Raw genomic sequence first — 13,184 nt, 5'->3', positions numbered from 1 at the left:
TTAAATAACAAATAAATTTCAAAAAATAAAATCCAAATTACAAAGGCTGAGACAATTGCCTATATTTGTTATAAAATAATTTATGATGACTAAAGAAGCCTTAATTCAAAAAACAATAAAACGACTTTCTCATTTGCCTACCGAAAAAATAACTGAAGTGCTTGACTTTGCAGATTGTATTGCCAAAAAGTATGAGGATGATATTTTGCAAAAAGGAATCGCAACATTAACAGCCAATTCAAAAACTTACGGATTTTTAGATGATGAAGAAGATTTATATACTTTGAATGATCTGAAAGCCGTTTACAAATGAAGAAGGGCGATATTGTTCTTATTTCTTTTCCTTTTACAGACCTTTCCGGTAGCAAAAACCGTCCTGCATTAATTCTAGCTTCTTCAGATTTAGATATAACAATTGCCTTTATTTCAACCCAATTAAAATGGAAAGAACAAACAGATGTGGAAATTCAACCAAATCAAAATAATGGGTTAAAGAAAAATTCACTTATTCGATTATCAAAATTAGTTACTTTGGATAAAACCCTAGCCCTTGGATTGCTTGGGAATGTTGACATTGGTATTTAAAAGGAAATTGATGAAAAACTAATTGAAATTTTTGATCTTAAATAAGCGGCTTAAAAAAATTATATCTAAACTCATCAACTCTACTCCATCTCCTCCTTAGTATAAATAGTCGGCAACGAAAGCTTAAAATAAACAGCGAGCAACCGAACAATAATTACAATTGAACCGGAAATAATAACTATAAAATTTTCAGAAATTGGAGAATACTGTAGTAAGAAATATGCCAACGCTCCCAAAATACAAGCCGTTGCATAAATTTCCTTTCTGAAAATAATCGGGATCTCATTACAAAGAATATCGCGGAGTACACCGCCAAAACAAGCCGTCATAGTTCCTAAAGCCACACAAATAATTGGGTGAAAACCTGCTGCAATCCCTTTCTCAACACCAACAATAGTATAGAGCGCAATTCCAATAGTATCGAACAAAAACAGCGACCGCCGGATATAGCCAAGCCGTTTTCTAAAAGTAACAGCAAATATCGTGGACCCTAAAATTACGTATACATAGGTCAAGTTGCGCATCCACGCCACATTGGCATCAATAAGAATATCTCGTAAAGTTCCTCCGCCAACTGCAGTAACAAATGCAATTATTAAAATCCCGAACGGGTCCAATCGTTTATTAAGCGCCGTAAGAACTCCTGAAATTGCGAATGCAACCGTTCCAAGTATGTCTATTAAGAGTATTAGCTTCACATGTTCTGGGTATAATAGTTATAATCTTTTATCACTTTGTCAATAAATTTTATAGGCGTTTCTTCCAATTTCACTTCCATAACTGAAGAAACACGATTTGCAAGTTTTAAAATTACGTTATGGTTTCCATTATGGCGCGCTTCCATAAAAAGATTTTTAATGGTCTGTATTTCGGAATCGCTAAAAACTGTGACCTGCGGGTAACTGGGTTCGTAATTTTCGGGAATATCCATCAAAATAGTCTGCGCAAAATTAACGGTCTGCTTTTCTGTAATAACAGTCGTAGATGCTGCAATATCGCCAACGCGTTGTCCTTTTCCATTAAATAAAATTGTAACGAGCGCCAAACCACCGCTGGTTGCGGTAATATCTATCAGTCGTAGAAGCCACCGCAACATATAGTTTGAAAAGGCCGGTTTAGAACCGTCGGTTTTCACAACGCGCAACTTCATTAAAGCTTTGCCTGGGCTTCTTCCGTTCCAAAGGGTTTCCCACAAAAGATGGTACAGAAAAAGCGGCAGACCAATAGTCATCCCGACAATCATATAATAATCATCAGATAAATTCACGTTTGAAAAAAGCATAATAACTATAAAAACGTAAAAACCCATAATAAGACCGTCAAGCAGATAAGCAACAATGCGCTCTCCAACACCTGCAATATTTTGAAGAATGTTTACATTTTGGGCGGTTTCTATTTGAAAATTCTCCATTAAATATGTTTCTTTGGGCAAAAGTACTGCACAATATGCGCGAAGCCGCTTTTGCGAAGCAAAATAAAGATAAATGGTTAAAATTTGAAAATGTTCTTAGGAATAATATTCAAATGAATCCCGATGAACTGAGCGCACTCTATATTGAAGTTACGGATCATTTAAGCTACGCCCGCACTTTTTATCCCAAAAGCAATACGCTTAAGTACTTAAACGGAATTTCCGTTTTGGCGCATCAAAAAATTTATAAAACCAAACGCGAGTCGCGCAATAGGTTTATTACATTTTATACTAAAGAATTTCCGTTGTTTTTCTCGCAATACCATAAACAATTGCTAATTGCGTTCGTTGTATTTCTCCTTTTTTCAATAGTTGGAGCGTATTCCGCTGCTACGGATGGCAATTTTGTTCGGCTCATTTTGGGAGATGGTTATGTAAATATGACCTTGGCAAACATTGAAAAAGGCGACCCAATGGCAGTTTATAAAAAAATGGGCGAGCTAAATATGTTTTTGGGAATAACTATAAACAATATAAGAGTTGCGCTTTACGCCTTTGTTTTTGGTTTGTTTTTGAGCCTCGGAACAATTTTTATCATTATGCGCAACGCTATAATGCTTGGTTCTTTTCAATATTTCTTTTATGAAAAAGGATTGCTTTGGGAATCTGTCCGCACTATTTGGATTCACGGAACCATTGAAATTTCAGTAATTATAATAGCGGCTTGCGCTGGCTTGGTTTTAGGAAACAGCATCTTATTCCCAGGAACTTATACAAGATTGCAATCTTTTGTGCGCGGCGCAAAAGATGGATTAAAAATTATGCTAAGCACTGTCCCATTTTTTATAATCGCTGGTTTCCTTGAGGGTTTCGTAACTCGCCACACTGAAATGCCAGATTGGCTCGCTATACTCATAATAGGAAGTTCGCTCCTACTAATTTTATATTATTACGTTTTATATCCTTTGAAATTGAAGAAGAAGTTTAAAAGTTTAAGTGTTTAAGTGTTTAAGTGTTTAAGTGTTTAAGTGTTTAAGTGTTTAAGTGTTTAAGTGTTTAAGTGTAAAATAAAAAAATAATAACAGAATCAATCAAGAATGAACGAATCAGTAAATTTTAAAAAACAGCGCGAGCTTGGAACTATTTTGACAGATATTTTCAAATTCATCCGGTTGAACTGGAAACCACTTTTTGGAATGATATTCAAAATTGCCGGCCCCGCACTCTTGATTATGCTTGGCGCTTATGTTTTCTATATGCAATCCATTGTGGGTGGTTTAGGAATGTTAGATAGTGTCGGTTCATTTTCCAACTTTTCAACAAATATGGTTTTGGCATTTATTGTTTTACTGCTTGCAGGAGTTGTTTATTATGCTTTGCTAAACGGAGTTGTGCTTCATTATATAAAATCTCACATTAATAATAACGGCACGGTTGTAAAAGAAGAAGTGTTTGCTGGGGTGAAAAACGATTTTTGGAAACTAATAGGCACAAGTTTTTTAGTAGGTTTAATCGTTGCTGTTGGAAGCATGTTCTGTGTTATTCCCGGGATTTATCTTGGTGTAGTTCTCTCTGTGGCTTACGCAGTGGTGGTTTTTGAAGGCAAAGAAGTTTCAGATACAATAAGCCATTGCTTTAATCTCGTTAAAGATGAATGGTGGATTACTTTCGCTACTTTTTTAGTGGTTTTTCTTTTATACTACTTTATAATGATCATTTTTCAGGTGCCGCAATACATTTACTTCTTCATCAATGCACTTACAATGAGCCAGGAAGTTTCAGCAGATCCGTCTTCTATGTTTGATTGGGTTTACATAACGCTTACTACAATTGGAATGGTTTTTCAATACCTACTTTATTCAATTATCGTTATTTGTACTGCTTTTGTATACTTTAATCTAAATGAAAAGAAACACTTTACCGGAACTATGGAAACCATAGAATCTATCGGAAAATAGGAAGAATAATATGCGGAAATGGAGTTTTCTTTTTTGCTTTTTGTTTCTGGCTGGCTTTGGGCAATTCAAAGTTTTGGCGCAGGATACCATTGCCGAACAGCCGAAAAAAGAAATTAAATATGACCAATCTGAAAACTTAAATCCACCGGTTTTCAGCAAAGAAACCATTGCTGAATATAAAAAAGACAGCGCTTTTGATTATACCGAAAAGCCCGTTGAAGAAAATTGGTGGTCACAATTTACAAACTGGGTTTGGGAACTCTGGCTGAAATTTTGGCACTGGCTTTTGGGCGATTTTGAAGCAGGCGGCTTTATATCATTTTTAGTGCACGTGCTGCCATATGTGTTTGTTTTGGGAATTATTGTATTTGTTGTTTGGCTATTTTATAAGTTAAATCCGGGTGCTACATTTTTTAAATCGAAAGAAAAACCTGGTGTATTTTTTTCCGAAGAAGAAGAAATTATCAAAAGTAAAAACATCAAAAAACTGATTGAAAAAGCTTTAGCAAGCAAAGAATATAGGCTCGCTGTGCGTTATTACTATTTGTTGATTCTGAAAAAACTCACGGATGCTGAACTCATCAACTACGAATTTGACAAAACCAACAGCGAGTATTTTGCCGAAATAACTTCGGAAAAAATAAATTCCGGCTTCCGAAAAGTAACTACGCTGTACGATTATATTTGGTACGGAAGTTTTGCCGTTACCGAAACCGATTTCAAAAAAGCCGAGCATACTTTCAATGCTTTGGAAAACCAAATACCGAAAACCGTTGACTAAGCTCCAAAAAATATTTCTCTTCTGTTTCCTGCTTGTGCTGGCGGGATTGGTGTATATGGAAGCCACCAAACCACAGCCCGTAAATTGGTTTCCCAGTTATAGCAAAAAAGATAAAATTCCGTTGGGAACTTATGTGTTATTTGATTTGCTAAAAAATTCGTTTAACGAAAAACTTGTTGAAAAAGACATACCTCCTTTTGAAGTTTTGCAGAACAGCACTCTAAAAGGGACCTACTTTTTTGTGAACAATTCATTGGATTTTGACAAAACAGAACTCGATTCCCTTTTAAATTGGGCCGAAAAAGGAAACACGGTTTTCGTTTCTGCAAATTATTTTAGCGATAAACTGCTGGATACTTTAAATCTGGAAACAAGCACCGAAGTAAATGTTGAAAAAATAGGTACTGAACCTTTATTGAAACTGGTAAACAAAAAGTTTGATTCACAAAAACCTTTTCATATAAAAAAGGATTTAGCAGTTCGTTATTTTTCAGAAATAGATACTGTTTCCCAAACCGTCTTAGGTGTTTCAGGAGCTTATATTGATGCTTTGGAAATAAAAGAACCCCGCGTAAACTTTATAAAAATCCCTATGGGCGAAGGGCAGTTTTTACTGCATTTACAACCTGAGATTTTTTCAAATTACTTTCTTCTTTCCGAAGAAAACGCCCAGCATACCTCGCAAGTTTTAGCGTACATTAATGATGGAAAAACTTTGTATTGGGACAATTATTACAAATCTGGAAAGCGATTAGATATTTCGCCTTTGCGCGTACTGCTGAACAACAAGTATTTTAAGTGGGCGTATTATTTTGTGCTTATTGGCGTCTTGCTTTTCATCATTTTTGAAGGGCGGAGAAAGCAACGAAGCATTCCAATAGTGCAGCCGCTTACAAACAAAACCTACGAGTACACACGGACAATTGCGGGAATGTACCTTGATAAAAAAGAAAACCATTTAATTGCCCAAAAACAGATTGCGCTTTTTATGGAATTTGTCCGTACTCGTCTAAGGGTTCCCACGGAAAAAATTAACGAACGTTTTTACAAAGCCGTTGCAGAACGCAGCGGAAATACTCAAGAAGACACTTTAAAACTGTTTACATTTATTGAAAAAGTAAACAACCAAAGCAATACCACCCAAGAGGAATTGCTGAAATTATATCAAGAAATTAAAGAATTTAAAAATAAGACCGATGGAAAATCCTGAAGAATACAATGACGACTTACATTTCAACAATCGCATTCCGCTGGATGAGCTTAAAACTGCGGTGGACAGCATCAAAAAACAACTTTCCAAAATAATAATTGGACAGGAAGATTTTATTGAATTGCTAATAGTAAGCCTTTTGGCAAACGGCCACGTGCTAATTGAGGGTGTTCCGGGAATTGCTAAAACAATTACCGCAAAGCTTTTCGCCAAAACTTTGAAAACAGATTTTAGCCGTATTCAGTTTACGCCAGATTTGATGCCGAGCGATGTTTTAGGAACTTCGATATTGAATATGAAAACTTCAGAATTTGAATTCAAAAAAGGACCCATTTTTTCAAACGTAATATTGATTGACGAAATAAACCGAGCGCCCGCAAAAACCCAATCTGCGTTGTTTGAGGTGATGGAAGAACGCCAAATAACAATGGACGGAACACGCCATATAATGGAATATCCTTTCATCGTGCTCGCCACCCAAAACCCAATAGAACAGGAAGGAACTTACGCACTACCGGAAGCGCAATTGGACCGTTTTCTTTTCAAAATAAAAGTGGGTTATCCTAGTTTGGAAGATGAAATAACCATTCTAAAAACCCATCACGATCGCAAACAGGCAATTCCAGAAAACGCAATTGAAGGCGTATTAACTCCCGAAGCCTTAAAAACGTTCCGCGCGCAGGTGCAGGAAGTTTTAATTGAAGATAAAATTTTCACATACATAGCGCAGTTAGTAGATAAAACCCGAAACCATCCGCATTTGTTTTTAGGTGGTTCGCCACGGGCTTCGCTTGCAATTATGAATGCTTCAAAAGCATACGCAGCAATTAACGGACGTGATTTTGTAACGCCAGACGATGTGAAAAAAACACTAGCTCCCGTTTTAAGACACAGAATAATTCTTTCACCAGAACGCGAAATGGAAGGAATGACGCCCGAAACAGTTATTGACCTAATTAGCCAATCAATAGAAATACCGAGATAAAAGTTGCAGCCCTTCGACTGCGCTCAGGGTGACAGTTGCAGGTTAAAAGTTTCTTGATTCTTGGATCTTGGCTCTCTTGTCCTTTCTCTTTTCTCTATATACTTTATTGAAAAAATGATCAAATTTCTAAAATCCTTTTATTTAACACCGCGATTTTTTTACGTGATGGCTGGGCTGTCCGTATTATTTCTTTTTTCGTATTGGTGGGAATGGCTTTTTGGAATTGTTTGGGTTTTGGTTTTAGTTTTTGCGGTTTTCATTTTGTTGGAAATCACAATGGTTTTTAGTAAAAATGGTTTGGACGGCGAGCGTGTTTTACCAGAAAAGCTTTCAAACAGCGACAACAATCCCGTTTCTATTCTTCTTATAAACAACTATCCATTCAAAGTTGATGTCGGAATTATTGATGAACTGCCTGTACAATTTCAGAAAAGGGATTTTTTCAGAAGTATTTCAATTGCAGGAAAAAACAAAAATACTTTCCAATACGAAGTAAGGCCTGTGGAACGCGGCGAGTATATTTTTGGAAATTTAAATTGTTACGTTTCGGCTGCAATTGGCCTCGTGAGAAGAAGGTATACTTTCAACAAAGAGCAGCTAGTAAAGGTTTATCCGTCTTTTATTCAAATGAAAAAATACGATTTTTTAGCGATCGACAACAGGCTATCGCATATCGGTTTGAAAAAAATAAGACGCATCGGCCACACGATGGAATTTGAACAAATAAAAGAATACGTTGCCGGTGACGATGTGCGTACGGTAAACTGGAAAGCCACCGGAAAGCACGCGCGGCTGATGGTAAATCAATACCAAGATGAAAAAATGCAGCCGGTCTATTCCATTATTGACACGAGCCGCGTGATGAAAATGCCGTTCAACGGATTGAAATTGCTGGATTACGCTTTAAATAGCACTTTGGCATTTTCAAACATTGCATTGAAGAAAAACGACAAAGTGGGCTTGGTAGATTTTTCTAACAAACCCGGGAATTTTCTTACTGCACAAGCCAAGAAAACGTATTTGAACAATATTTTAGAAGCGCTCTATAATATTGACACTAAGTTTTTGGATGCAGATTACGGCGTGTTGCAAGCTTTGGTAAAACGGAAAATAACGCATCGAAGCCTTTTGATGCTTTATACAAATTTTGAACATATTTCAGCGCTTCATCGGCAGTTGCCTTATTTGCAGGCTATTGCGAAGAAACACGTTTTAGTAGTTATCTTCTTTGAAAATACAGAGCTGAAAACCTTAACCAATTCCGAAGCGAAAAGCCTTTCTGAAATTGTAGACCAAACTATTGCCCAACAATTTGAACTAGACAAAAAATTAATGGTTCGCGAACTTCAGCAGCGCGGCATACAAACCATTTTAACAGCACCCGAAGATCTAACCGTTAACACAATCAACAAATATCTTGAAATAAAGGCGCGGGGACTTTTATGATTCCCTTTAATACTGACCCAAATTTCCCTATAGATTATATTGATTAAATGTGTAAATTTGTATAAATTTAATTTACCATGACTATCACCCAATTAAAATATGTTTTGGCCGTAGCCGAACATCAAAACTTCACAAAAGCTGCTGAAAAGACTTTCGTTACGCAACCTACGCTCAGTATGCAGATACAAAAACTGGAAGATGAACTAGAAATTAAGATTTTTGATAGAAGTAAAAAACCAATTGAACTTACTGGCGTTGGAAAAAAAATTGTAGAACAGGCAAGAAATATTGTGAATGAGTCTGAACGTATGCAGGACGTTGTAGATCAAGAAAAAGGATTTATCGGTGGAACTTTTAAGCTTGGTATAATCCCTACCGTAATGCCAACGCTGTTGCCAATGTTTTTGAAGAATTTCGCGAAACGTTATCCGAAAGTTCAGTTGAAGATTGAAGAGTTGAATACTGATGAAATTATTACCAAAATAAACGATGGTTATTTAGATGCAGCCATAGCCGCCACTCCCCTTGGTCAGGAAAAAATAAAAGAACGTGTTTTATATTATGAACCGTTTGTAGGTTATATTCCCGAAAGTCACCGTTTGGCTTCAAAAGAAAAACTTGAAGTTGGAGATTTGGATATTGAAGATATTCTCTTATTGGAAGACGGTCATTGTTTCCGGGATGGTATTATAAATCTCTGCAAAGCTTCAAAAAATGCTAGCATTGAAAAGTTTCAATTGGAAAGTGGGAGTTTTGAAACACTCATCAAACTTTCAAATGAAGGCTTGGGAATGACGCTACTACCTTATTTACACACTTTAGATATTTTACCTAATCAGACTAAAAATCTGAAGTATTTTAAGGAACCTTCGCCTGCGCGCGAAGTGAGTCTAATTTATAGTAAAAGCGAACTGAAATTACAAATTATAAATGCCTTGTACGATATTATTTCTGGTGTAGTACGCGGCGCGATTGCTTTTCAGGATGTGAAAATAATCAGCCCTACCAAAAAATAATCATTCGTTTAAACCTGAACAATAAAAAATCCCTCTGTTTTCTCAGAGGGATTTTTTTATGGGTTTAGATAGATTAGACATTGATTTAATTGGGGGTTCTGCTTGATAAGTGAGTCAATCCAGAGTTTAAGTTCCTCTACTTCGTAGGGAAGTAATCTGGTTAACGCTTTTTTCAATTCCTTGCAAAACAAATTGACGTCAAAACTTACTTTTGAAAGCACAGCCTTGGTGTAATCAAACATTGCTCTTGCCATAGCTAATTGAGGTTTTAAATTAAAATAAGTAGCTTTTTATCTATAGGCAGAAGTGATTTTTGTTTAATATTTGATTTAAATATAACAAATATATTTCAATTAAATCCTGTTTGGTGCTGTATTAACTTTATTAAAGAATTGTTAATTACTTAAATGTGCTGCTAGGCCCTTAACAGATCGCTCTTTAATTATCTAACCCTCACCGTCCATTCAAATTCAAAAGTAGAAACTAGATCACCAACGGCATCTCTTCCTTCAGATTTCATCCAGCACGTTTGTCCTTCACCAGTACTTATGGCATTGTCCATAGCGGTTTTTATTAAGTGTCCATCATTACAAGTAAAGGTTATTCTGCCCCGAGCTTTTTTGGTGAAATTGGCTTTGTTATTTGCAACAAGCATTGAAATATTTTTGTTACTCTCCCTAATTACGGTCATTACCATTGCTCCAGTGCTAAGCTCAGCGGCCATTCCCTGCACCGCCCAAAACATAGATTTAAATGGATTTTGATTTATCCATTTATGTTTTACTGTAGTTATACAAGTACTTTCTGAAATGGATTTAACGCGTACGCCCGTAAAGTAAGCTGAAGGCAATTTGAATAATAAAAAAGTGTTGATTTTACTTGGGCTGAGTTTCATTTCATAAGATTATTTTACGAAGATATTCAATAAATCGATGACTTCCTAGTTGTTAAATTTATGTTAATTATAGTACTATGCGTAACACACTACTGTCTTTTAGATATATATTTGCATAAGAAAATAACAAGCAATGGAAACTACACTAACAGAAAACCAAAAAAACACAAGTACTTTTATTCACTTGTCAACCTTTTTAAAATACTTTTTCCCTTTTGCGAATTTTATCGCTCCACTTTTAATCTGGACATTTAATAGAGAGAAAGCATTTGTAGATGAGCACGGAAAACAGGCAATCAATTTTCAATTGAGCGTTCTAATCTATACCTTATTAATAGGTTTAATCTGCCTCCCCTTCTTTATCATTTTTGCAACAGATTTTATTTCACTATTAGAAACAATTGATCACAATGCAGGAGCGTTTTCAGTGAATAATATCCAAAATCTCTCAGGATATATTTTGCTTTTTGGATTGGCTATTTTATTATTCTTGGGACTATTTATTTTCGAGCTTTACGCCGTGATAAACGCTTCTATTCATGCTTCAAGAGGGCTATTATATCAATATCCACTAAGCATTCCTTTTATAAAAACCAACCTTAAAAACCCTATTCAAAATGAGCACATTAGTTAGTTATCTATTGGCTGCCGTTTTACAATTTATAGGCGTAAGCATGCCCACGGAACAGGAAACTGTTAGCGTATTGACTCATCACCAATGCGAAGAAACCACAAGCGTGCTTCCTTATTCATTCATCATCAATAACGAACAGGAATTAAAAACAAGTAAAAACGAATTATGAAAATCGAAAACACAAAAGCGCAGATGCGAAAAGGGGTTTTGGAGTTCTGCATTCTTTCCGTTTTAAAAGACGGCGAAGCATACACTTCAGACATTCTTGAAACCCTTAAGGACGCAAAGATGCTTGTCGTGGAAGGCACAATTTATCCGCTGCTTACTAGGCTGAAAAATGCGGGATTGCTTTCCTACCGTTGGGAAGAATCTACCGGCGGACCGCCACGAAAGTATTATGATCTTACCGAAACCGGTAAGCTATTTTTAACAGAATTGAACGATACCTGGAGCGAACTGCAGCAGGCCGTAAACAAAGTAACCAGCGAAAAAAACACACAATGAACAAGACAGTAAACATAAATTTGGCAGGCACTTCCTTTCATATAGACGAAGATGCCTTTGGGAAACTTTCGCGCTATCTGGACGCCATCCGTAAATCGCTGAAAGGTGCTGACGGAAGTGAAGAAATAATGCAGGATATTGAAGCCCGCATTGGCGAACTTTTTTCTGAAAAAATTGAAAGCCCAACGCAAGTTGTTACGCTGAAAATTCTCGACGAGGTAATTGCAGTTATGGGACAGCCCGAAGATTACGAAGTTGACGATGAAATTTTTGAGGATGTTCCTCCTTCATCCAAATCCTACACAAAATCGCATGGAAATGCTTCCCACAAACAGCTTTTTCGTGATGTGGACAACAAATATGTTTCCGGAGTTTCCTCCGGGATTGGGCACTATATAGGTGTTGACGCCATCTGGATTCGTCTATTGTGGATATTATTGATTGTTGCAGGTTTTGGCTCTCCAATAGTTGTTTATATATTATTGTGGATTTTGGTTCCACCAGCATTAACAACTTCTGACAAGTTAAAAATGACTGGCGAACCCGTAAATATTTCCAACATTGAGCGAAAATTTAAAGAGGGATTTGATAATGTTGCTGACCGCGTAAAAAATGTAGATTACGATAAATATGGCAATAAAGTAAAAACCGGAGCTTCCAGTTTTTTTGATGGCTTGGGAAACGTAATACTCACCCTCTTTAAAGTCTTTGTGAAATTTATTGGTGTACTAATAATTATCGTTTCACTTTCCACGATTATAGGGCTAGTAGTAGGTTTTTTCACCTTTGGTTCTATGGATTTTTGGGGTAATTCTGAAATAACTGAATACATAGCCTTAGTTGATACAACCAACGTCCCGATATGGCTCTTGGCGCTGCTATCTTTATTTGCAATAGGAATTCCATTTTTTGTGTTGTTCGTTTTAGGATTGAAACTTTTAATCAGCAACCTGAAATCGATGAGCTCCACAGTAAAAATATTGCTTATTGTAGTCTGGGCGCTCTCTGTTATTGGTTTGGCAGTTTTAGGAATAAAGCAAGCTACCGAACAAGCCTACGATGGCAATTATATTGAGGAGCAAACTATGGCAGTAAGTACCGGAGATACCTTACGAATAGCCATGCGGGCCGATAAACAATTCAGTTATCAAGTGGTTCGTGAGAGTGGTCTAGAACTAAAATATACTGATGATGACAAAAGAGTGATCTATTCAAGTGATATTTCTGTAAACGTTAAACCTTCAAAAGATTCAATCGGTAAAATAATAATTGAAAAGTCTGCCGAAGGCAACAATCATATGGATGCAAAAAAACGCGCTGAAGCTATTGAATATAAGTATTCCTTTGAAAACAATAGTTTAATGCTCGATGGGTTTTTCATCACAGATACTTCAAATAAATATCGTGACCAGCGAGTTGAAATAACCATTTATGTGCCAGAGGGAACTGTGGTTTATTCTGACGAAAGTGCAACTTCTTACTACAGCTATAATTCAGATTTTGCTGAATTAACCGATCGGGACTACAAAGCACATTATTTCAGAATTTTAAAAGAGAAAACCCAATGTCTTGATTGTATAGACAATGAAAAGAATGTGGAGAAAGTTGATAGTATTGAAATGATTAATTCTGAAGAAATCTTAGATAGTGTGAAAACTATAGAAAGAAAAGATTGGGAAGAATCAGTAAAAGATGATTTTCAAAATTAATAAGACCGTTTCAGAAAACAACTGTGAAACAATAACAATTACAATAGATT

The 13,184-nt window shown here is 36.2% G+C and carries 17 protein-coding genes; 13 read left to right on the top strand and 4 right to left on the bottom strand.

The window, feature by feature from the left end; all coding sequences use genetic code 11:
• The first annotated feature begins 82 nt into the window (after positions 1-82).
• Positions 83-313: a hypothetical protein gene (locus ESV24_RS07070; protein WP_200829521.1), complete on the top strand. Its 231-nt coding sequence runs from the start codon at positions 83-85 to the stop codon at positions 311-313.
• Complete coding sequence (locus ESV24_RS07065; protein WP_111815684.1) at positions 310-585, top strand: type II toxin-antitoxin system PemK/MazF family toxin; 276 nt, start codon at positions 310-312, stop codon at positions 583-585. Before ESV24_RS07070 ends, ESV24_RS07065 begins: the two co-directional genes overlap by 4 nt.
• 80 nt (positions 586-665) lie before the next feature.
• Here ESV24_RS07065 and ESV24_RS07060 read toward each other — a convergent pair whose 3' ends face one another.
• Positions 666-1,283 carry a trimeric intracellular cation channel family protein gene (locus tag ESV24_RS07060; RefSeq protein WP_111815683.1) on the bottom strand — a complete coding sequence of 206 codons (618 nt, stop codon included), beginning with the start codon at positions 1,281-1,283 and terminating at the stop codon, positions 666-668.
• Positions 1,280-1,996: an RDD family protein gene (locus tag ESV24_RS07055; protein ID WP_111815682.1), complete on the bottom strand. Its 717-nt coding sequence runs from the start codon at positions 1,994-1,996 to the stop codon at positions 1,280-1,282. Before ESV24_RS07055 ends, ESV24_RS07060 begins: the two co-directional genes overlap by 4 nt.
• 35 nt (positions 1,997-2,031) lie before the next feature.
• On the opposite strand from ESV24_RS07055, the gene ESV24_RS07050 reads away from it, so the two are divergent.
• From ESV24_RS07050 to ESV24_RS07020, 7 genes are all read left to right on the top strand, one after another.
• A complete protein-coding gene (locus ESV24_RS07050) occupies positions 2,032-3,000 on the top strand; it encodes a stage II sporulation protein M (RefSeq protein ID WP_111815814.1) in 969 nt (322 codons plus the stop codon).
• A 93-nt stretch (positions 3,001-3,093) separates the two neighbouring features.
• Positions 3,094-3,954, top strand: a complete 861-nt coding sequence (locus tag ESV24_RS07045; RefSeq protein ID WP_111815681.1) for a hypothetical protein — start codon at positions 3,094-3,096, stop codon at positions 3,952-3,954.
• A gap of 10 nt (positions 3,955-3,964) precedes the next feature.
• The gene (locus tag ESV24_RS07040; protein WP_111815680.1) at positions 3,965-4,735 is read left to right on the top strand and encodes a DUF4129 domain-containing protein; all 771 of its coding nucleotides are present in this window, start codon (positions 3,965-3,967) and stop codon (positions 4,733-4,735) included.
• The gene (locus tag ESV24_RS07035) at positions 4,698-5,945 is read left to right on the top strand and encodes a DUF4350 domain-containing protein (protein ID WP_111815679.1); all 1,248 of its coding nucleotides are present in this window, start codon (positions 4,698-4,700) and stop codon (positions 5,943-5,945) included. The genes ESV24_RS07040 and ESV24_RS07035 overlap by 38 nt, the downstream gene beginning before the upstream one ends.
• Entirely contained in the window at positions 5,932-6,930 is a 999-nt protein-coding gene (locus ESV24_RS07030) for an AAA family ATPase (RefSeq protein ID WP_111815678.1), read from the top strand. The genes ESV24_RS07035 and ESV24_RS07030 overlap by 14 nt, the downstream gene beginning before the upstream one ends.
• A 114-nt stretch (positions 6,931-7,044) precedes the next feature.
• Positions 7,045-8,376 (top strand): DUF58 domain-containing protein, encoded by a 1,332-nt coding sequence (locus ESV24_RS07025; protein ID WP_111815677.1) that lies wholly within the window; start codon positions 7,045-7,047, stop codon positions 8,374-8,376.
• Between the two features lie 77 nt (positions 8,377-8,453).
• Positions 8,454-9,392 carry a hydrogen peroxide-inducible genes activator gene (locus tag ESV24_RS07020; RefSeq protein ID WP_111815676.1) on the top strand — a complete coding sequence of 313 codons (939 nt, stop codon included), beginning with the start codon at positions 8,454-8,456 and terminating at the stop codon, positions 9,390-9,392.
• Between the two features lie 56 nt (positions 9,393-9,448).
• On the opposite strand, the gene ESV24_RS15510 is transcribed toward ESV24_RS07020, so the two are convergent.
• Together ESV24_RS15510 and ESV24_RS07010 are read right to left on the bottom strand one after the other, a co-directional pair.
• Positions 9,449-9,646, bottom strand: a complete 198-nt coding sequence (locus tag ESV24_RS15510) for a hypothetical protein (RefSeq protein WP_068762636.1) — start codon at positions 9,644-9,646, stop codon at positions 9,449-9,451.
• A 188-nt stretch (positions 9,647-9,834) separates the two neighbouring features.
• Positions 9,835-10,287, bottom strand: coding sequence for a DUF4442 domain-containing protein (locus ESV24_RS07010; RefSeq protein ID WP_111815675.1), 453 nt, complete (start codon positions 10,285-10,287; stop codon positions 9,835-9,837).
• Between the two features lie 133 nt (positions 10,288-10,420).
• Here ESV24_RS07010 and ESV24_RS07005 point away from each other — a divergent pair, with 133 nt between their 5' ends.
• Genes ESV24_RS07005 through ESV24_RS06990 form a run of 4 tightly spaced genes read left to right on the top strand, consistent with a single transcriptional unit; the run spans position 10,421 to position 13,134 of the window.
• The gene (locus ESV24_RS07005) at positions 10,421-10,921 is read left to right on the top strand and encodes a DUF4870 domain-containing protein (protein ID WP_111815674.1); all 501 of its coding nucleotides are present in this window, start codon (positions 10,421-10,423) and stop codon (positions 10,919-10,921) included.
• Positions 10,905-11,090, top strand: coding sequence for a hypothetical protein (locus tag ESV24_RS07000; protein WP_111815673.1), 186 nt, complete (start codon positions 10,905-10,907; stop codon positions 11,088-11,090). Before ESV24_RS07005 ends, ESV24_RS07000 begins: the two co-directional genes overlap by 17 nt.
• Complete coding sequence (locus ESV24_RS06995) at positions 11,087-11,425, top strand: PadR family transcriptional regulator (protein WP_111815672.1); 339 nt, start codon at positions 11,087-11,089, stop codon at positions 11,423-11,425. Before ESV24_RS07000 ends, ESV24_RS06995 begins: the two co-directional genes overlap by 4 nt.
• Entirely contained in the window at positions 11,422-13,134 is a 1,713-nt protein-coding gene (locus ESV24_RS06990) for a PspC domain-containing protein (RefSeq protein ID WP_111815671.1), read from the top strand. The genes ESV24_RS06995 and ESV24_RS06990 overlap by 4 nt, the downstream gene beginning before the upstream one ends.
• Positions 13,135-13,184 lie beyond the last annotated feature (50 nt).

Source organism: Aequorivita lipolytica (genome assembly GCF_007997135.1).
Classification (GTDB): Bacteria; Bacteroidota; Bacteroidia; order Flavobacteriales; family Flavobacteriaceae; genus Aequorivita; species Aequorivita lipolytica.
Note: the sequence above shows the minus strand (reverse complement) of the source record. Positions and strands in the feature narration are given on the sequence as shown.

Coding starts and splice junctions, on each gene's coding strand:
- ESV24_RS07070 (WP_200829521.1), top strand. CDS start 83: ATGATGACTAAAGAAGCCTTAATTCAAAAAACAATAAAACGACTTTCT.
- ESV24_RS07065 (WP_111815684.1), top strand. CDS start 310: ATGAAGAAGGGCGATATTGTTCTTATTTCTTTTCCTTTTACAGACCTT.
- ESV24_RS07055 (WP_111815682.1), bottom strand. CDS start 1,996: ATGGAGAATTTTCAAATAGAAACCGCCCAAAATGTAAACATTCTTCAA.
- ESV24_RS07050 (WP_111815814.1), top strand. CDS start 2,032: ATGCGCGAAGCCGCTTTTGCGAAGCAAAATAAAGATAAATGGTTAAAA.
- ESV24_RS07045 (WP_111815681.1), top strand. CDS start 3,094: ATGAACGAATCAGTAAATTTTAAAAAACAGCGCGAGCTTGGAACTATT.
- ESV24_RS07040 (WP_111815680.1), top strand. CDS start 3,965: ATGCGGAAATGGAGTTTTCTTTTTTGCTTTTTGTTTCTGGCTGGCTTT.
- ESV24_RS07035 (WP_111815679.1), top strand. CDS start 4,698: ATGCTTTGGAAAACCAAATACCGAAAACCGTTGACTAAGCTCCAAAAA.
- ESV24_RS07030 (WP_111815678.1), top strand. CDS start 5,932: ATGGAAAATCCTGAAGAATACAATGACGACTTACATTTCAACAATCGC.
- ESV24_RS07025 (WP_111815677.1), top strand. CDS start 7,045: ATGATCAAATTTCTAAAATCCTTTTATTTAACACCGCGATTTTTTTAC.
- ESV24_RS07020 (WP_111815676.1), top strand. CDS start 8,454: ATGACTATCACCCAATTAAAATATGTTTTGGCCGTAGCCGAACATCAA.
- ESV24_RS15510 (WP_068762636.1), bottom strand. CDS start 9,646: ATGGCAAGAGCAATGTTTGATTACACCAAGGCTGTGCTTTCAAAAGTA.
- ESV24_RS07010 (WP_111815675.1), bottom strand. CDS start 10,287: ATGAAACTCAGCCCAAGTAAAATCAACACTTTTTTATTATTCAAATTG.
- ESV24_RS07005 (WP_111815674.1), top strand. CDS start 10,421: ATGGAAACTACACTAACAGAAAACCAAAAAAACACAAGTACTTTTATT.
- ESV24_RS07000 (WP_111815673.1), top strand. CDS start 10,905: ATGAGCACATTAGTTAGTTATCTATTGGCTGCCGTTTTACAATTTATA.
- ESV24_RS06995 (WP_111815672.1), top strand. CDS start 11,087: ATGAAAATCGAAAACACAAAAGCGCAGATGCGAAAAGGGGTTTTGGAG.
- ESV24_RS06990 (WP_111815671.1), top strand. CDS start 11,422: ATGAACAAGACAGTAAACATAAATTTGGCAGGCACTTCCTTTCATATA.